Annotated in this window: 17 protein-coding genes and 1 pseudogene; 9 read left to right on the forward strand and 9 right to left on the reverse strand. The window is 74.6% G+C overall.

Annotated features, from left to right (window positions below):
• Positions 1-7 precede the first annotated feature (7 nt).
• The 4 genes and pseudogenes from ACFYPD_RS02480 to ACFYPD_RS02495 all read left to right on the forward strand — a co-directional run.
• Entirely contained in the window at positions 8-472 is a 465-nt protein-coding gene (locus ACFYPD_RS02480) for an MmpS family transport accessory protein (protein ID WP_387107944.1), read from the forward strand.
• Between the two features lie 60 nt (positions 473-532).
• Positions 533-1720, forward strand: coding sequence for a pyridoxal phosphate-dependent aminotransferase (locus tag ACFYPD_RS02485; protein ID WP_387107947.1), 1188 nt, complete (start codon positions 533-535; stop codon positions 1718-1720).
• Positions 1717-2826 carry a threonine aldolase family protein gene (locus tag ACFYPD_RS02490; RefSeq protein WP_387107949.1) on the forward strand — a complete coding sequence of 370 codons (1110 nt, stop codon included), beginning with the start codon at positions 1717-1719 and terminating at the stop codon, positions 2824-2826. Before ACFYPD_RS02485 ends, ACFYPD_RS02490 begins: the two co-directional genes overlap by 4 nt.
• Positions 2827-2836: 10 nt before the next feature.
• A pseudogene (locus ACFYPD_RS02495) lies at positions 2837-3193 on the forward strand (ATP-binding cassette domain-containing protein); the annotation flags it as partial.
• A 46-nt stretch (positions 3194-3239) separates the two neighbouring features.
• Here the strand turns inward: ACFYPD_RS02495 and glmM are convergent.
• The 7 genes from glmM to ACFYPD_RS02530 form a co-directional block, all read right to left on the reverse strand.
• On the reverse strand, positions 3240-4595 hold the full coding sequence (gene glmM / locus ACFYPD_RS02500; protein WP_387107951.1) for a phosphoglucosamine mutase: 1356 nt from the start codon (positions 4593-4595) through the stop codon (positions 3240-3242).
• A gap of 116 nt (positions 4596-4711) precedes the next feature.
• Positions 4712-5176 carry a 30S ribosomal protein S9 gene (rpsI, locus tag ACFYPD_RS02505; protein ID WP_387107954.1) on the reverse strand — a complete coding sequence of 155 codons (465 nt, stop codon included), beginning with the start codon at positions 5174-5176 and terminating at the stop codon, positions 4712-4714.
• A 20-nt stretch (positions 5177-5196) separates the two neighbouring features.
• Positions 5197-5640: a 50S ribosomal protein L13 gene (rplM, locus tag ACFYPD_RS02510; RefSeq protein WP_387107955.1), complete on the reverse strand. Its 444-nt coding sequence runs from the start codon at positions 5638-5640 to the stop codon at positions 5197-5199.
• Between the two features lie 210 nt (positions 5641-5850).
• A complete protein-coding gene (locus tag ACFYPD_RS02515) occupies positions 5851-7224 on the reverse strand; it encodes a nitrate/nitrite transporter (protein ID WP_387107957.1) in 1374 nt (457 codons plus the stop codon).
• Between the two features lie 123 nt (positions 7225-7347).
• Entirely contained in the window at positions 7348-7641 is a 294-nt protein-coding gene (locus tag ACFYPD_RS02520) for a hypothetical protein (RefSeq protein WP_357938722.1), read from the reverse strand.
• Positions 7631-7891 (reverse strand): DUF6364 family protein, encoded by a 261-nt coding sequence (locus ACFYPD_RS02525; protein WP_387107959.1) that lies wholly within the window; start codon positions 7889-7891, stop codon positions 7631-7633. The genes ACFYPD_RS02520 and ACFYPD_RS02525 overlap by 11 nt, the downstream gene beginning before the upstream one ends.
• A gap of 78 nt (positions 7892-7969) precedes the next feature.
• Complete coding sequence (locus ACFYPD_RS02530) at positions 7970-8665, reverse strand: class I SAM-dependent methyltransferase (protein ID WP_387107962.1); 696 nt, start codon at positions 8663-8665, stop codon at positions 7970-7972.
• Between the two features lie 146 nt (positions 8666-8811).
• Between ACFYPD_RS02530 and ACFYPD_RS02535 the strand changes: the two genes are divergently transcribed.
• Genes ACFYPD_RS02535 through ACFYPD_RS02555 form a run of 5 tightly spaced genes read left to right on the forward strand, consistent with a single transcriptional unit; the run spans position 8812 to position 16415 of the window.
• Positions 8812-10920, forward strand: a complete 2109-nt coding sequence (locus tag ACFYPD_RS02535) for a molybdopterin oxidoreductase family protein (protein WP_387107964.1) — start codon at positions 8812-8814, stop codon at positions 10918-10920.
• The gene (locus ACFYPD_RS02540) at positions 10917-12410 is read left to right on the forward strand and encodes an FAD-dependent oxidoreductase (RefSeq protein ID WP_387107966.1); all 1494 of its coding nucleotides are present in this window, start codon (positions 10917-10919) and stop codon (positions 12408-12410) included. The genes ACFYPD_RS02535 and ACFYPD_RS02540 overlap by 4 nt, the downstream gene beginning before the upstream one ends.
• A gap of 56 nt (positions 12411-12466) precedes the next feature.
• Complete coding sequence (nirB, locus tag ACFYPD_RS02545; protein ID WP_387109155.1) at positions 12467-14992, forward strand: nitrite reductase large subunit NirB; 2526 nt, start codon at positions 12467-12469, stop codon at positions 14990-14992.
• Positions 14989-15327 carry a nitrite reductase small subunit NirD gene (gene nirD, locus ACFYPD_RS02550; RefSeq protein WP_387107967.1) on the forward strand — a complete coding sequence of 113 codons (339 nt, stop codon included), beginning with the start codon at positions 14989-14991 and terminating at the stop codon, positions 15325-15327. The genes nirB and nirD overlap by 4 nt, the downstream gene beginning before the upstream one ends.
• Positions 15327-16415, forward strand: a complete 1089-nt coding sequence (locus ACFYPD_RS02555; RefSeq protein WP_387107969.1) for a uroporphyrinogen-III synthase — start codon at positions 15327-15329, stop codon at positions 16413-16415. The genes nirD and ACFYPD_RS02555 overlap by 1 nt, the downstream gene beginning before the upstream one ends.
• 21 nt (positions 16416-16436) lie before the next feature.
• Here ACFYPD_RS02555 and ACFYPD_RS02560 read toward each other — a convergent pair whose 3' ends face one another.
• Both ACFYPD_RS02560 and ACFYPD_RS02565 read right to left on the reverse strand, forming a co-directional pair.
• Complete coding sequence (locus ACFYPD_RS02560) at positions 16437-17054, reverse strand: ATP/GTP-binding protein (protein ID WP_151463698.1); 618 nt, start codon at positions 17052-17054, stop codon at positions 16437-16439.
• Positions 17035-17397 carry a DUF742 domain-containing protein gene (locus ACFYPD_RS02565; RefSeq protein WP_091318039.1) on the reverse strand — a complete coding sequence of 121 codons (363 nt, stop codon included), beginning with the start codon at positions 17395-17397 and terminating at the stop codon, positions 17035-17037. The genes ACFYPD_RS02560 and ACFYPD_RS02565 overlap by 20 nt, the downstream gene beginning before the upstream one ends.
• Positions 17398-17428 lie beyond the last annotated feature (31 nt).

Consider the following 17428-nt stretch of genomic DNA (forward strand, 5'->3'; position numbering starts at 1 on the left):
GTGGATCGTGGCCGTCGTGGTGACCGTGGTCGTCGCCCTGGTGCTCGCCTTCTGCGGCTGCGTGGGCTTCGGCGTGCTCGGCAGCTTCGTCGACGACTCGACCACCTCGGGGCAGCCCTACGACCCGGAATTCGGCGAGCCGGACGGCGGCCTCGGCGGGGAACCCACGGACGCCGCGCCCCTGGTCCCCGCCGCCACCCCGTCCGGCGGGCCCGGCCGGTTCAGCGTGGTCTACGAGGCGACCGGCACCGGCACCGTCGACGTGCAGTTCTACGACGCCAACGCCGACTTCTTCCAATTCGACGGGATGCGGTCTCCGTGGCGGCTGGCGTTCACCGCCAACGACCGGGAGCGGGTGCAGGTCATCGCCTCGCCCACCGGCTCGGGCGAGGCGAGCTGCCGGATCACCATCAACGGGAAGGTCGTCTCGCAGGACTCGGGCGAGTACGGGGCGACCTGCTTCGGCTGGTGACGCGGGCGGCCGGACGCGGGCGGTCTTGCGGCGTCGGCACCGGGCCGTAGGCTGGCCGGCGTGACGACGACCGATCCGCTGGTGGCCCGGATGCGGCCGTTCGGCACCACCATCTTCGCCGAGATGTCCGCGCTGGCCGTGCGCACCGGCGCGGTCAACCTCGGGCAGGGCTTTCCCGACACGGACGGCCCGCCGGAGATGCTCGCCGCGGCCGCCGAGGCGCTGCGCTCCGGCCACAACCAGTACCCGCCGGGCCCGGGCATCCCGGCGCTGCGCGCGGCCGTCGCGGCCCACCAGCGGCGGTTCTGGGGCCTGGAGTACGACCCGGACGGCGAGATCGTGGTGACCGCGGGCGCCACCGAGGCGATCGCGGCGAGCATCCTCGCCCTCTGCGAGCCGGGCGACGAGGTGGTCTGCTTCGAGCCCTACTACGACTCGTACGCGGCCTCGATCGCCCTGGCCGGCGCGGTCCGCCGCCCGGTGACCCTGCGTCCCGCCGCCGACGGCCGGTACGCCGTCGACCCCGCGGAGCTGCGCGCCGCGTTCGGGCCGCGGACCCGGCTGGTGCTGCTGAACACCCCGCACAACCCGACCGGCAAGGTGTTCACCGCCGACGAGCTGGCCCTGGTCGCCGAGCTGTGCCAGGAGCACGACGCGTACGCGGTCACCGACGAGGTCTACGAGCACCTGGTCTTCACCGACGCCGCCGCCCCGCACCTGCCGCTGGCGACGCTCCCCGGCATGCGCGAGCGGACGCTGCGCATCTCCTCAGCGGGCAAGACGTTCTCCTGCACCGGCTGGAAGGTCGGCTGGGTGAGCGGCCCGGCGCCGCTGGTCGCCGCGGTCCTGCGGGTGAAGCAGTTCCTCACCTTCGTCAACGCCGGGCCGCTGCAACCGGCCGTGGCGGTCGCGCTCGGCCTGCCGGACGCGTACTTCGCCGAATTCCGGGACGGGATGCAGCGGCGGCGGGACCAGCTCGTCGCCGGGCTCACCGACGCCGGGTTCGGAGTGCTCGCGCCGGAGGGGACGTACTTCGTCACCGCCGACGTCACCCCGCTCGGCGGGTGGGACGGGGTGCAGTTCTGCCGCTCGCTGCCGGAACGCTGCGGCGTGGTGGCGGTGCCGACCCAGGTGTTCTACGACGACGCGGAGGCGGGCCGGCGGCTGGTCCGGTTCGCGTTCTGCAAGCGACCCGAGGTGCTCACCGAGGCGGTCACCCGGCTGCGCCGGCTCAAGGAGGACGGATGACCGACGCGTACGCCGAGCGGATGCGCCGGCTCGCCGCCCAGCGCGACTGCGACACGGTGCTCTCCGGCGTCCGGCCGGCCTCGGTGCGGGAGCAGCTCGCGGCGCTCGGGGCGGCGATCCCGGAGGACCTGCTGCCCGACTTCTACGGCGAGGGCGGGGCGGTGGAGCAGCTCGAACGGCGGGTCGCCGAGCTGCTCGGCGTGGAGGCGGCGGCCGTCTTCCCCACCGGGACCATGGCCCAGCAGGTAGCGATGCGCTACGGCGCCGAGCTGACCGGCCGGGACGCCGTCGGCCTGCACCCGCTCAGCCACCCGCTGGTGCACGAGCGCGACGCGTACGCGGTGCTCGGCGGGCTGCGGGCGGTGCGGACCACGGCGGCGCCGCGCAACCCGACGGCGGAGGAGGTGGCCGCGCTCGACGAGCCGGTCGGCACGCTTTTCCTGGAGCTGCCGCTGCGGGACGCCGGATTCGTGCTGCCGACGTGGGACGAGCTGGTGGCGGTGGTCGGCGCGGCCCGGGAGCGGGGCGTCCGGGTGCACCTGGACGGCGCCCGACTCTGGGAGTCCACCGTCCACCTGGGGCACTCGGCGGCCGAGATCGCGGCCCTGGCCGACAGCACGTACGTCTCGTTCTACAAGTCCCTGGGCGGCCATTCCGGCGCGGCGCTGGCGGGTGACGCCGAGCTGGTCCGGTACGCCCGCGCCTGGCGGCACCGTTACGGGGGCACCCTGTTCCAGCAGTGGCCGGCCGCCCTCGCGGCGCTCGCCGGCCTGGAGCGGGAGCTGCCGCGGCTGGCCGGCTACGTGGCGCACGCGAAGGTGGTGGCCGAGGCGCTGGGCACCCTGCCGGGTGCCCGGGTCCACCCGACCCCGCCGCACACCCACCAGTTCCGGCTCTGGCTGCCGCATCCGGCCGAAGCGCTGGACGCCGCCAACCTCGCGCTCGCCGAGGAGGAGAAGGCGTGGTTCGCGGGTGGCTGGCGGGACACGGAGGTGCCCGGCCTGGCGCTGACCGAGGTGACCGTGGCCGGCCCGGCGCTGGAGCTGGACCCCGACCAGATCGTCGAACTGGCCGACCGCTTCCTGCGCCGGGTGGCGCCCCGCTGACCCCGGCGCGCTGGACGCCGTCGGGCTCGCCGGACGGGAACGGGCGCTGCCGGCCCAGCTCTCGGGCGGCCAGCAGCAGCGGGTCGCCATCGCCAGGGCGTTGATGGGCGGGCCGCGCCTGCTGCTCGCCGACGAGCCGACCGGCAACCTGGACTCCGCCACCGGCGCGCAGATCCTCGATCTGGTGCTGGAGCTGCGCAACCGGCACGGGATGACGATCCTGCTGGCCACGCACGAGCGGGCCATCGCCGCCCGTTGCGACCGGCTGATCCGGCTCGGCGATGGGCGGATCGTCGAGGACGTCGACCTGACCGACGGCGAGGACCCGGCCGACACCTTCGACCGCGCCGGCCGGCTGCGGCTCTGACCGGCGCCGCGCGCCGGGCGCGTTCAGCCGGCGGCCGCGAGCCCGGTCAGTCGACCGGGCTGGCGCTGCGGACCTGATCCGCGATGCGCTCGGCCACCGATCGGGCGGTCGACTCGGTGGCCGCCTCGACCATGACCCGGACCAGCGGTTCGGTGCCCGACGGGCGGAGCAGCACGCGGCCGGTCTCGCCCAGCTCGGCCTCGGCCCGATCGACCTCGGCGCGGACGGCCGGCGCGGCGGCGCCGACGGTGCGGTCCCCGACCGGCACGTTGATCAGCACCTGGGGCAGCTTGGTGACCACGGCGGCCAGGTCGGCGAGGGACTTGCCGGTGGCGGCCATCCGCGACATGAGGTGCAGGCCGGTGAGCACGCCGTCGCCGGTGGTCGCGTACGCCGGCATCACGATGTGTCCACTCTGCTCGCCGCCGAGCGCCAGGCCGGAGGCGCGCAGCTCCTCCAGCACGTACCGGTCGCCGACCTTGGTCTCGACCAGCCGGATGCCCTGCGCGGACATGGCCAGCCGCAGGCCGAGGTTGCTCATCACGGTGGCGACCAGGGTGTCCTGGGTCAGCTCGCCGGCCTCCCGCATGGCCAGGGCGAGGATCGCCATGAGCTGGTCGCCGTCGACCTCCTCGCCGTCGGCCGTGACGGCGACGCAGCGGTCGGCGTCGCCGTCGTGGGCGATGCCGAGGTGCGCGCCGTGCTCGACCACGGCGGCGCGCAGCGCGTCGATGTGGTTGGAGCCGCAGTCGTCGTTGATGTTCAGGCCGTCCGGCTCGGCGTAGATCGCGATCACGTCGGCGCCGGCCTCCCGGTACGCCACCGGGGCGACCTCGGCGGCCGCGCCGTTGGCGCAGTCGACCACGACCTTGATCCCGTCCAGCCGGTGCGGCACGGTGCCGACCAGGTGCTGGACGTAGTGGTCGGCGCCGTCGAGCAGGTCGTGCACCCGGCCGACGCCGGCGCCGATCGGGCGCTCCCAGGCGGTGGTGGCGTTCGCCTCGACGGCGGCCTCGATCCGCATCTCGATCTCGTCGGGCAGCTTGTGCCCGCCGGCGGCGAAGAGCTTGATCCCGTTGTCCGGCATCGGGTTGTGCGAGGCGGAGAGCATGACGCCCAGGTCGGCCTTGGCCTCGGCGGTGAGGAACGCCACCGCGGGGGTGGGCAGCACACCGACCCGGACCACGTTGGCGCCGGCGCTGGTCAACCCGGCGACCACGGCGGCCTCCAGCATCTCGCCGCTGGCCCGGGTGTCCCGGCCCACCACGGCGAGCGGCGGATGGCTCTTGTCGGTCTCGGCCAGCGTGTGGGCGGCGGCCACCGCCACCGCGAGCGCCAACTCCGGGGTGAGATCCGCGTTCGCCCGCCCGCGTACGCCGTCCGTGCCGAACAACCGGCCCATACCCGCCAACCTCCGATGGAACTGCCGTTGAGAGGAGAAAGCGGAACGGCCGGGCCACCTCCCGGTGTGGGAGGGGGACCCGGCCGTCCGTCAGAAGTACAAGGCGCTGCTGATGATCAGCGCTTCGAGTACTGGGGAGCCTTACGGGCCTTCTTGAGGCCGTACTTCTTGCTCTCCTTGACCCGGGCGTCACGGGTCAGGAAGCCGGCCTTCTTCAGGGCCGGGCGGTCGTCGGGCTCGTTGACGATCAGCGCCCGGGCGATGGCGAGCCGCAGCGCGCCGGCCTGGCCGGTGATGCCGCCGCCCCGCAGGTTGGCGATCACGTCGAAGGCCTCGGGCTTCTCGGCGGTGACCAGCGGGTCCTTGATGAGCTGCTGGTGCACCTTGCTCGGGAAGTAGGCCTCGAGGTCGCGGCCGTTGCAGGTGATCTTGCCGCTGCCCGGGACGATGCGGACCCGGACGATGGCCTCCTTGCGCCGACCCACGGTCTGGATCGGGCGGTCGCCACGAGGCGCGCGCGCGACGGGCGCCGGCGCCTCGGTGGCCTCGGGGGCGACCTCGGTGGCGGTGATGTCGGTCATGCTGCTTCCTTCGCCCGCGCTCACTGCGCGATCTGCTTGATCTCGAACGGCACCGGCTGCTGCGCGCTGTGCGGGTGCTCGGCACCGGCGTAGACCTTCAGCTTCTTGAGAATCTGACGGCCCAGCTTGTTGTGCGGCAGCATGCCCTTCACGGCCAGCTCGATGGCCCGCTCGGGCCGCTTGGTCAGCAGCTCGTCGTAGCCGACCCGCTTCAGACCACCCGGGTAACCGGAGTGGCGGTAAGCGATCTTGGTCTGCCGCTTGTTGCCGGTCAGCGCGACCTTGCCCGCGTTCACGATGACGACGAAGTCGCCCGTGTCGACGTGCGGCGCGAAAGTCGGCTTGTGCTTGCCACGCAGGAGCGTGGCGGCGTGGGTCGCGAGGCGGCCCAGCACGACATCAGAGGCGTCGATGACGTGCCACTGACGCTCGATCTCACCCGGCTTCGGGCTGTACGTACGCACAGGTCTACCTTGTCTCGTCGTCGGTCTGGGGTCGCGCGCCGAGGTGACCAGATCTTGCAGGCCGGGCCAGCGCGCACGAACGACCAAGCGTACCTGATGCGGCACGCCTAAGAATGTCGTACAACAGCAGGCAACGATACCCGGCCGTGCGGCGGCAGGTCAAAACGGGGTGTCGCCCCGCGTGGCCTGCGCCTTTTCCCATGGCGGAGGTCACACGCCGGACAGCTTACGCGACCCCGGCCGCAGGTACACCGCCCAGGTCACCACGAAACAGAGCGCGTACCAGCCGAGGAATGCCAGGTAGGCGGCGTCGGCGGTGCCGGAGGCCAGGAACGACTGCCGGAACGCCACGTTCACCAGCACCCCGCCCGAGGCGCCGACCGCCCCGGCGATCCCGATCAGCGCCCCGGAGAGCCGCCGGGCCCGCCGCTCGGCCGCCTCCCGGTCCCCGGTCAGCTCCGTCTCGGCGGCGGCCCGGGCCCGGAAGATCGCCGGGATCATCTTGTACGTCGACCCGTTGCCGATGCCGGAGAAGACGAAGAGCGCCAGGAACCCGGTCAGGTAGAGCGGGAAGGACCGGTCCCGGGCGGCGTACAGCACCAGGCCGGCGCCGGTGGCCATCGCCACGAAGTTCCCGAAGGTGACGCGGGCCCCGCCGAGCCGGTCGGCGAGGTGGCCGCCGAACGGCCGGACCAGCGAACCGATCAACGGTCCGAGGAAGGTCAGCCAGGCGGCGTCGACCGGGGTCAGGAACCGGTCGTGGAACTGGAGCTGGAGCACCTGGCCGAAGGCGAAGCCGAAGCCGATGAACGAGCCGAAGGTGCCGATGTAGAGCAGGGACATCACCCAGGTGTGCGGGTCGCGGGCCGCCGCGCGCAGCGCGCCGGGCTCGTTGCGCGCCCCCGGGAGGTTGTCCAGCCCGCGCGCCGCGGCCAGCGCCGCGAGCACGATCAGCGGCAGGTAGACCGCCGGCACCAGCCGGGGGTACGCGGCGCCGGCGGTGGCCAGCACCGCCAGGCCGACGAGCTGCACGGCCGGCACGCCGAGGTTCCCGCCGCCGGCGTTGAGCCCGAGCGCCCGGCCCTTGAGCCGCTCGGGGAAGAACAGGTTGATGTTCGCCATGGAGGAGGCGAAGTTGCCGCCGCCGACGCCGGTCAGGCAGGCGAGCACCATCAGCGTGGCGTACGACACCCCGGGCTCGATCAGCACCGCCATGGGCACCGCCGGCACCAGCAGCAGCAGCGCGCTCACGACGGTCCAGTTCCGCCCGCCGAACCGGGCCACCGCCAGGGTGTACGGCAGCCGCAGCACCGCACCCAGCGCGGCCGGCACGGCGGTGAGCAGGAACTTCCCGGCCGGGTCGATGCCGTACTCGGGGCCCAGGAAGAGCACCATCACCGACCACAGGCTCCACACGGAGAAGCCGACGTGCTCGGCGAAGATCGAGACGTACAGGTTGCGGCGGGCGACCGGCGCACCGGTCGTGGCCCAGAATTCCGGGTCCTCCGGGCGCCATTCGGTGATCCGTCCCGGGCGCCCGGCGGCGGCCGGGGCCCGGGTGGTGGGGGAAGCAAGCGTGCTCACGGCGACTCCTCCTCGTCGGTGACGAGGGGGACGCTAGGAACGGGCGGTTTCCCGGCCGTGCCCGTCGCGGGTCGGTCGGGAAACGGAGATCGCACGTTCGCCGGCGGGCGACGGTGAAAGCGGTCAGATCTCCTGGAGGATGCGCAGCGCCCGGCCGACCCGCTGCATGGTCTCGGTGTCGGCCACGTCCACGCACTCGGTGAACCACTTCTTCATGGGCGAGGAGAGCCGGTCGGGCATCACCACGTAGCCGCCCATCGACACGGCCAGGGGCGAGTCGCGCAGCAGCGACTCCTCGACCACTTCGACCACGATCACGATCGGCACCGCGGTGGAGTTGTAGACGTCGGAGCTGATGACCAGGCCGAGCCGTTCCCGGGCGCCGGAGATGCGCCAGACCTCTCCCCTACGCAGCACGCGGGCGCCCGCCGCCGAACAGCGCGTCGTCGACCAGCGCGGCCTCCTGGGCGTCGGCCAGCGCGGCGGACTCCAGGTCGATGCCGGCACGGGCGACCGCCTCGGCGTGCGCGGTGAAGACCTCGCGCAGCGCCTTCTCCCGGGCGGCCTGGTCCATCCAGGCGGAGAGGGAGAGCCCCTCCCGCTTGGCGAACCGGCGCGCCTCCTCGATGGTCTCGTCGGAGAACGACAGTGTCACCTTGGCGGTCATGCCGGACAGATTACCCACTGGTATGACCGCCAGTCATCCCCGCTCGCACCGGTCGCCGAACCGGACACCGGTCCGCGCTCAGGGGCGGCGGCCCCCGAACACCGCGAACCGCCACTCCTTGAAGAAGCAGTCCACGTCGACCAGGCCGGCGTCGGCGAGCCAGCGGCACTGGTCGGCCACCGGCACGGGCCGGTCGTGCCGCATCCGCTCCCGGGCCCCGGCGATCTCCGCGGCGTCCGAGCCCAACTCGGTGATCCGGGCGGTCCAGACCTCGTCGTAGCGCCGGTCCAGAGTGGGGGTCGGGCCGGCCACCTGCTCGGCGTTGACGAAGACGCCGCCCGGCGCCAGCACCTCGGCCGCCCGCCGGTAGAGCGCCCGCTTGCCGTCGTCATCCAGGTGGTGGATGGCCAGCGCGGAGATCACCGCGTCGTAGCGGCCGGCGGGCAGCGGGTCGGCCAGGTCGGCGAGCACGGTGCGGTGCGGCACCCCGCGCGCCGCCAGGTGGCCGGTGGCCACCGCCAGCATGCCGGGCGCCCCGTCGACCAGCGTCAGCCGGACCCCGGGGACCGCCGCGGTCAGCAGCAGGGAGAGCAGGCCGGTGCCCGCGCCCAGGTCCAGCACCTCCGGGGTACGCCCCGCGGCGAGCGCCGCCCGCAGCGGCGGCGCGGCCACCTCGACCGCCGTGCCGTAGAAGGCGTCGAAGCAGGGCACCAGCCGGCGCCGGGCCGCGTCGTAGCTGCCCGCCACCGCGTCGAACGCGTCCGCAACACTCATCGTGTCTCCCAATATTCGAGATATCTGTCCCACATTCTAAGTCCTGCCGACCGGCCCGTCACTCCCGTGCGGTGTGAGCTGCTCTTGACAGGACCGAAACAGAAGGGACCCGGCGCGGAAACCGCCCGCCGGCACGCTTTCCCGGCATGACAGACGGTGCACGGCTCGCGACGCAGCCAGGGGTGCGACCCCGGGAGGCGGCCACGCACTGCCCGTACTGCGCGCTCCAGTGCGGCATGGTGCTGCGCGACACCGGGGAGCGGATCGAGGTCGCGCCCCGGGACTTCCCCACGAACCGCGGCGGCCTCTGCCAGAAGGGCTGGACCGCCGCCGACCTGCTCGACCATCCGGACCGGCTGACCACTCCGCTGCTGCGCGACCGGCCCGGCGCCGAGCTACGGCCGGCGAGCTGGGACGAGGCGCTCGACCGGGTCGCCGCCGGGCTGCGGGCCATCCAGGAGCGGCACGGGCGGGACGCCGTCGCGGTCTTCGGCGGCGGCGGGCTGACCAACGAGAAGGCGTACGCGCTCGGCAAGTTCGCCCGGGTCGCGCTGGGCACCCGGCACATCGACTACAACGGACGCTGGTGCATGTCCTCGGCCGCCGCGGCCGGAATGCGCGCCTTCGGCATCGACCGGGGGCTCCCCTTCCCCCTCGCCGACCTGGGCCGGGCGGACACCCTGCTGCTGGTCGGCGCCAACCCGGCCGAGACCATGCCGCCGCTGATGCGCCACCTCGCGGACCAGCGCGAGCGGGGCGGCCGGCTGATCGTGCTCGACCCCCGGCTCACCGCCACCGCCCGCCAGGCGGACCTGCACCTGCAACCGCTGCCCGGCACCGACCTGGCGGTGGCCAACGCGCTGCTGCACATCGCGCTCACCGAGGGCTGGCTCGACCGGGCGTACGTGGCCGACCGGACCACCGGCTTCGACGAGGTCCGGCGGACCGTGGCGGGCTGCTGGCCGGCCGAGGTGGAACGCCTCTCCGGGGTGCCGGTGGCCGACCTGGAGGCGACCGCCCGGGCCCTGGCCACCGTGGACCGCGCGGTCATCCTCACCGCCAGAGGCGCCGAGCAGCACGCCAAGGGCGTCGACACGGTCACCGCGTTCATCAACCTGGCGCTCGCCCTGGGCCTGCCCGGTCGCCCCGGCTCCGGGTACGGCTGCCTCACCGGACAGGGCAACGGGCAGGGCGGCCGGGAACACGGGCAGAAGGCCGACCAGCTCCCCGGCTACCGGCGGATCGACGACCCGGCGGCCCGGGAGCACGTGGCCCGGGTCTGGGGCGTCGACCCCGCTGCGCTGCCCGGACCGGGCGTACCGGCCTATCAGCTCCTCGACTCGCTCGGCACCGCGCACGGCCCCCGGGCGCTGCTGGTCTTCGGCTCCAACCCGGTGGTGTCCGCGCCCCGCGCGGCCCGGGTCGAGTCCCGGCTGCGCGACCTGGACCTGCTGGTGGTGGCCGACTTCCTGCGCTCGGAGACCGCCGACCTGGCCGACGTGGTGCTGCCCGTCGCCCAGTGGGCCGAGGAGGACGGCACGATGACCAACCTGGAGGGCCGGGTGCTGCGCCGCCGCGCGCTGCGCGAACCGCCCCCGGGCGTCCGCACCGACCTGGCCGTCCTCGCCGGGCTGGCGGCCCGTCTCCACGCGCCCGGCGCGTTCCCCACCGACCCGGCGGCGGTGTTCGAGGAGCTGCGCCGCGCCTCGGCCGGCGGACCGGCCGACTACGCCGGGGTCAGCTGGGACCGGATCGACGCCGACACCGGCGTCTTCTGGCCCTGCCCCGACGAGGACGGGCCGGACACCCCGCGCCTCTTCGCCGACCGCTTCCCCTTCCCGGACGGCCGGGCCCGGTTCCGCGCGGTGACCCACCGCCCGGCCGCCGAGCCGGTCTGCGCCGACTACCCGCTGCACTTCACCACCGGCCGGGTGCTCGCCCACTACCAGTCCGGCGCGCAGACCCGGCGGGTCGCCGCGCTGCGCCGGGCCGCCCCCGGCGGCTTCGTGGAGCTGCACCCCGACCTGGCCGGCCGGCTCGGCGTGGCCGAGGGCGAGGAGATCCGGGTGGTCTCCCGCCGGGGCGAGCTGCGCGCGCCGGCCCGGCTGAGCCCCGCGATCCGGCCGGACACCGTCTTCGCGCCGTTCCACTGGCCCGGCGCGGCCCGGGCCAACTCGGTCACCAACGACGCCGTCGACCCGGTCTCCGGGATGCCCGAGTTCAAGATCTGCGCCGTCCGGGTGGAGAAGGCATGACCGAGCGCATCGTGATCGTGGGGTACGGCATGGCGGGCGCCCGCCTCGCCGCCGAGCTGCACGCCCGGGGCGGGGACCGGAAGGTGACCGTGCTCGGGGCGGAGCCGCACCGGGCGTACAACCGGATCCTGCTCTCCACCCTGCTCGCCGGGAAGATCGACGAGCCGGACGTGGAGCTGGTCGAAGTCGCCGGGCAGGGCGCGGACGTGCGCACCGGGACCGCGGTCACCGCCGTCGACCGGGCCGCCCGGGAGGTACGCACCGCCGACGGCGACCGGCACGGCTACGACCACCTGGTGCTCGCCACCGGCAGCCGGGCCCTGGTGCCGCCGCTGCCCGGACTCGACCCGCTCCCCGACCGGGTCGTCCCGTTCCGCACCCTGGACGACTGCCGGCGGATCCTCGCCGCCGCCCGGGGCGCCCGCAGCGCGCTGGTGCTCGGCGGCGGGCTGCTCGGGCTGGAGGCGGCCCGCGGACTCGCCGCCCGGGGCCTCGACGTGACCGTCGTCCATCCCGTCGAGCACCTGATGGAACGGCAGCTCGACGAGCCGGCCGGCGCCGTCCTCGCCGGCACCCTCGCCGGACTCGGGGTACGCACCCGGCTGGGGGTCACGGCGACCGGGGTGGCCGCCGACGCTCACGGGGTCCGCCTCGACCTCGGCGACGGCGACCCGCTCGCGGCCGACCTGCTGGTCCTCTCCTGCGGCGTACGCCCCGACACCGCGCTGGCCACCGCCGCCGGGCTGGCCGTGGACCGGGGCGTGGTGGTGGACGACCGGATGCGCACCAGCGACCGGCGGATCTCCGCCGTCGGCGACTGCGCCCAGCACGACGGGACGCTGACCGGGCTGGTCGCCCCGGCCTGGGCGCAGGCCCGGGTGGTGGCCGAGGTGCTGACCGGCGACGACCCGCTGGTCCGCTACCGGCCGCGACCGGTGGTGACCCGGCTCAAGGCGGCCGGGATCGACCTGGCCGCGATGGGCGACGCCGCCGGCGCGCCGGACGGGGGCGGGCCGGTCGAGGAGCTGACCTTCGCCGACCCGGCCCGGGGCACGTACGCCCGGCTGCGCATCCGCGACGAGCGGCTGACCGGGGCGATCCTGCTCGGCGACAACCCGGCGGTCGGCACCGTGGTGCAGCTCTTCGACCGGGGCGCGCCGGTGCCGGCGGACCGGCGCTCGCTGCTGCTCGGGCGGGCGTTCGGCGCCGCCCCGGCCACCCCCGCCGCGTCCCCGGCGCTCATGCCGGACGCGGCCACGGTGTGCCAGTGCAACGACGTGAGCAAGGGCGCGCTGGTGGCGTGCTGGCGTGCCGGCGCCCGGACCGTCGCGGAACTGTCCGCGGCGACCCGGGCCGCGACGGGCTGTGGCGGCTGCCGGGACGCGGTGGCCGGGATCGCCGGGTGGCTGGCCGAGGTCGATCCGGTGGCGGGACGCCAGGAACAACGGAGTGCGGGGATGGACCGCGACGCGGTGGAGGTGACGCGATGAGCGAGCGAATCAGCAGGCTCAGTGTGACGGTGCCTCATGACGGCACGCAGCGCCGCATGAGTGGCGGCCGGCTGGTGGTCGTCGGCAACGGCATGGTCGGGCAGCGCTTCGTCGAGGCGTTGCGGGCCCGGGACCAGGAGCGGCGCTGGCGGGTCACGGTGCTCGCCGAGGAGCGGCGGCCGGCGTACGACCGGGTGCGGCTCTCGGCCTTCTTCGACGGGGTGAGCGCCGAGGAGCTGAACCTGCACACCCCCGACGACGGGGTGGAGCTGCGGCTGGGCGAGCCGGCGCTGGCCGTCGACCGGGCGCGGCGGGTGGTGCGGACCGCCGCCGGCGAGCACCCGTACGACGCGCTGGTGCTGGCCACCGGCTCGTCGGCGTTCGTGCCCCCGGTCGACGGCACGGACCTGCCGGGGGTCTTCGTCTACCGGACGCTGGACGACCTGGCGGCGATCCGGGCGCACGCCGCGGGCCGGCGCGCCGGGGCGGTGATCGGGGGCGGGCTGCTCGGCCTGGAGGCGGCGAACGCGCTGCGCCTGCTGGGCCTGGACACCAGCGTGGTCGAGTTCGCGCCCCGGCTCATGCCGGTGCAGGTGGACGAGGCGGGCGGGGCGATGCTCCGCCGCTACGTCGAGGAACTGGGCGTCAGGACGTACCTCGGGGTGGCCACCAGCGCGGTGCGCCCCGGCCCGGACGGGACGGTCGGCGCGCTGGAACTCTCCGACGGGCGCACGGTCGACGCGGACCTGGTCGTGGTGGCCGCCGGCATCCGGCCCCGGGACGAGCTGGCCCGGTCGGCCGGGCTGCCGCTCGGCCCGCGCGGCGGGGTGCTGGTCGACGCGGGCTGCCGGACGGCGGACGCGCGGATCTGGGCGGTCGGCGAGTGCGCCGCCGTGGACGGCACCTGTCACGGCCTGGTCGCCCCCGGGTACGCGACCGCCGAGGTGGCCGCCGACCGGCTGCTCGGCGGGGCGGCCACCTTCCCCGGCGCGGACACCGCCACCAAGCTCAAGCTGCTCGGGGTGGACGTGGCCTCGTTCGGCGACGCGCACGGCGTGACACCGGGCTGCCTCGACGTCACCTTCACCGACCCGGCCACCCGCGCGTACGCGAAGCTGGTCCTCTCCGACGACGCGAAGACGCTGCTCGGCGGCGTGCTGGTGGGCGACGCGAGCGCGTACCCGACGCTGCGGGCGAGTGTCGGGGGGCCGCTGCCCGCTCCCCCGCTGGCGCTGCTGGCCCCGGCGGGCGGTGCGGGCGCCGGGGCCGGCGCGCTGCCGGCCGCCGCGCAGGTCTGCTCCTGCAACGCGGTGACCCGGGCGGACCTGGACGCGGCCATCGCCGGCGGGGCGACCGACGTGCCGGCGCTCAAGGCGTGCACCCGGGCCGGGACGAGCTGTGGCTCCTGCGTGCCGATGCTCAAGCAACTCCTCGACGCGGCCGGGGTGCGGCAGTCCCGCGCGCTCTGCGAGCACTTCGACGCCGGCCGGCAGGAACTCTTCGACATCGTCCGGGTCCGGGGCATCCGCACCTTCTCCCAGCTCATCGCCGAGCACGGGCGCGGGCGCGGCTGCGACATCTGCAAGCCGGTGGTGGCCTCGATCCTCGCCTCGCTCGGCACCGGACACGTGCTCGACGGCGAGCAGGCGTCCCTCCAGGACACCAACGACCACTTCCTGGCCAACCTGCAACGCGACGGCAGCTACTCGGTGGTGCCGCGGATCCCCGGCGGCGAGATCACTCCGGAGAAGCTGATTGTGATCGGCGAGGTGGCCCGGGACTTCCGGCTCTACACCAAGATCACCGGTGGGCAGCGGATCGACCTGTTCGGCGCCCGGGTCGAGCAGCTCCCGCAGATCTGGCGCCGGCTGGTGGACGCCGGCTTCGAGTCCGGCCACGCGTACGGCAAGGCGCTGCGCACGGTGAAGTCCTGCGTCGGCGAGACCTGGTGCCGGTACGGGGTGCAGGACTCGGTCGGGCTGGCCGTCGCGCTGGAGCTGCGCTACCGGGGGCTGCGCGCGCCGCACAAGCTGAAGTCGGCGGTGTCCGGCTGCGCCCGGGAGTGCGCCGAGGCCCGTAGCAAGGACTTCGGCGTCATCGCCACCGACACCGGCTGGAACCTCTACGTCGGCGGCAACGGCGGCTTCCGGCCCCGCCACGCCGACCTGTTCGCCACCGACCTGAGCACCGCGGAACTGGTCACGCTCATCGACCGGTTCCTGATGTTCTACGTCCGCACCGCCGACCGGTTGCAGCGCACCGCGGCCTGGATCGAGGCGATGGACGGCGGCCTCGACCACCTCCGGGCGGTGCTCGTGGACGACTCCCTGGGGCTCTGCGCCGACCTCGACGCGGCCATGGCCCGCCACGTCGCCGGATATTCCGACGAGTGGCGGGACGTCCTGGAGGACCCGGAGCGGCTGCGCCGCTTCACCTCCTTCGTCAACGCACCCGACGTGCCCGACCCGTCCATCACGTTCGCCGTCGAGCGCGGCCAACCGGTGCCCGCCCGCGGCGCCCCGCCGGGCGCCGACGGTCGCCGCCGGCCGGTCGCGCTCGGCCTCCCGGAGGTACGGCGATGAGGACGCTGGACTGGACGGCGGTCTGCCCGCTACACCGGCTGGACCCGGACCGGGGCGTGGCCGCCCTGGTCGACGGGGTGCAGGTGGCCCTCTTCCGCACCGGCGGCGAGCTGTACGCGGTCGACAACCTCGACCCGGTCGGCGGCGCGCAGGTGATGTCCCGGGGGATCGTGGGCAGCCGCGGCGGCCTGCCGACGCTCGCCTCCCCGCTGCACAAGCAGGTCTACGACCTGACCACCGGCCGGTGCCTGGACCTTCCCGACGTGGCGCTGCGGCGGCACGAGGTGCGCTGCCGGGACGGCCTGGTCGAGGTGCGGTTGCGACAGGAGGAGTGATGCGGGAGGAACTGGCCGGCTTCACCATCGGGGTCACCGCGGACCGGCGGCGCGACGAGCTGGCCGCGCTGCTCCAGCGGCGGGGTGCGCGGGTGGTGCTCGCCCCGGCGCTGCGGATCGTGCCGCTGGCCGACGACACCGACCTCCGCGAGGCCACCCGGACCTGCCTGGAGGCCCCGCCGGACGTGCTGATGGCCAACACCGGCATCGGGATGCGCGGCTGGCTGGAGGCGGCCGAGGGCTGGGGACTGGCCGAGCCGCTGCGCGGCGTCCTGTCCCGGTCGTACGTGGTGGCCCGCGGCCCCAAGGCGACCGGGGCGATCCGCGCCGCCGGGCTGCGCGAGCACTGGTCCCCCGCCTCGGAGAGCTGCGACGAGGTGGTCGAGCACCTGGTCCGGCGCGGGGTGGCCGGCCAGGTCGTCGCGCTGCAACTGCACGGCGAGCGGCAGCCGCAGTGCACGGAGGCGCTGGAGTCGGCCGGAGCCACGGTGATCGAGGTGCCGGTCTACCGCTGGGCGCCGCCGACCGACCCGGCGCCGCTGCACCGGCTGATCGACCTGGTCGCCGGGCGGATGGTCGACGCGGTCACGTTCACCTCCGCCCCGGCGGCCGAGGCGCTGCTGCGGGCGGCCGGGGACCGGACCGAGACCGTGCTGGCGGCGCTGCGCGGGGACGTGCTGGCCAGTTGCGTCGGCGCGGTCACCGCCGAGCCGCTGGTGCGGCGGGGGGTGCCGGTGAGTGCCCCGCACCGGGCCCGGCTCGGGGCACTGGTGCGGACGATCGTCGACGAGCTGCCCCGCCGGACGGTGACCGTGAAGGCCGGCGGGCACCTGCTGACCCTGCGCGGCCACGCCGCGGTCGTGGACGGCGAGCTGCGCCCGCTCGCGCCGGCCCCGATGGCGGTGCTGCGGGCGCTCGCGGCCGCGCCGGGGAAGGTGCTCTCCCGTACCGCCCTGCTGCGTACCCTGCCCCGGGGCGCGGACGAGCACGCGGTGGAGATGGCGGTCGCCCGCCTGCGGGTCGGGCTCGACGCCCCCCGCGTGGTGCAGACCGTGGTCAAGCGCGGCTACCGGCTGCGGGTCGACTGACCCGCCACCCCCACGGAGAAGTCAGCCGACCGGGGCCGCGAAGCCGTGCTCGGCCTGGAGCCGGAGCATGGCGTGCTCGACCACGGTCACCAGCACCTGCTTGACCGACTCGCGCCGCCGCGCGTCGCACATCACCAGCGGCACGTCCGGTGAGATCGCCAGCGCCTCGCGGACCTCCTCCAGCTCGTACTGCGGCGCGTCGTCGAACCGGTTCAGCGCCACCACGTACGGCAGGTTGCGGTTCTCGAAGTAGTCCAGCGGCGCGAAGGCGTCGGTGATCCGGCGGGTGTCGACCAGCACGGCGGCGCCGACGGCGCCCCGGATGATCTCGTCCCACATGAACCAGAAGCGGGTCTGGCCCGGCGTGCCGAAGAGATAGAGGATCAGGTCCTCGGCCATGGTGATCCGGCCGAAGTCCATGGCGACCGTGGTGGTCTCCTTGCCGGGCACCTTCGACGGGTCGTCGATGCCGACGCCCGCCGCGGTCATCAGCGCCTCGGTGGTCAGCGGCTGGATCTCGGAGATCGCGCCGACCAGGGTCGTCTTGCCCACCCCGAAGCCGCCCGCGATGACGATCTTCGCGGAGATGATCTCCCGGCTGCGGTTCGCCCCGGCGGGGTCATAGTTCGCGAAGTCCACTTAGCACCCTTCCAAGCAGGTTCATCCGCGCCGCGAACCCCGTCGCGGGAGCGGCAGTGTGTAGCGTCAGCAGGCCCTCGGCCACCAGGTCGGCGACCAGCACCCGGGTGACGCCCAGCGGCATCCGGGTGTAAGCGGCGATCTCCGCCAGCGACTGTGCCCGGCCCTCGCAGACCGAGGCGATGCGGTACTTGTCGTGCCCGGCGAACCGCGCCTCGGCCGACTGGGTGGGCGTGCACGACAGCACCGCCTCGAGCGCGATGTTCTGCAACGGCTCGGTGCGGCCACGGGTGACCGCGTACGGCCGCACCAGCGCGCCACGCGGATCTCGTCGTGGTTCCATCTCGCGATCACCTCCCCTCGTCACGGAGCCG

Source organism: Micromonospora sp. NPDC005299, from assembly GCF_042872345.1.
Classification (GTDB): Bacteria; Actinomycetota; Actinomycetes; order Mycobacteriales; family Micromonosporaceae; genus Micromonospora.

Bases quoted from the DNA above. Each gene is read 5' to 3' on its own strand.
- ACFYPD_RS02490 (WP_387107949.1), top strand. From the start codon at position 1,717: ATGACCGACGCGTACGCCGAGCGGATGCGCCGGCTCGCCGCCCAGCGC.
- nirB (WP_387109155.1), top strand. From the start codon at position 12,467: ATGAGTGGCGGCCGGCTGGTGGTCGTCGGCAACGGCATGGTCGGGCAG.
- ACFYPD_RS02535 (WP_387107964.1), top strand. From the start codon at position 8,812: ATGACAGACGGTGCACGGCTCGCGACGCAGCCAGGGGTGCGACCCCGG.
- ACFYPD_RS02525 (WP_387107959.1), bottom strand. From the start codon at position 7,891: ATGACCGCCAAGGTGACACTGTCGTTCTCCGACGAGACCATCGAGGAG.
- glmM (WP_387107951.1), bottom strand. From the start codon at position 4,595: ATGGGCCGGTTGTTCGGCACGGACGGCGTACGCGGGCGGGCGAACGCG.
- ACFYPD_RS02540 (WP_387107966.1), top strand. From the start codon at position 10,917: ATGACCGAGCGCATCGTGATCGTGGGGTACGGCATGGCGGGCGCCCGC.
- ACFYPD_RS02555 (WP_387107969.1), top strand. From the start codon at position 15,327: ATGCGGGAGGAACTGGCCGGCTTCACCATCGGGGTCACCGCGGACCGG.
- ACFYPD_RS02565 (WP_091318039.1), bottom strand. From the start codon at position 17,397: ATGGAACCACGACGAGATCCGCGTGGCGCGCTGGTGCGGCCGTACGCG.
- nirD (WP_387107967.1), top strand. From the start codon at position 14,989: ATGAGGACGCTGGACTGGACGGCGGTCTGCCCGCTACACCGGCTGGAC.
- ACFYPD_RS02530 (WP_387107962.1), bottom strand. From the start codon at position 8,665: ATGAGTGTTGCGGACGCGTTCGACGCGGTGGCGGGCAGCTACGACGCG.
- rpsI (WP_387107954.1), bottom strand. From the start codon at position 5,176: ATGACCGACATCACCGCCACCGAGGTCGCCCCCGAGGCCACCGAGGCG.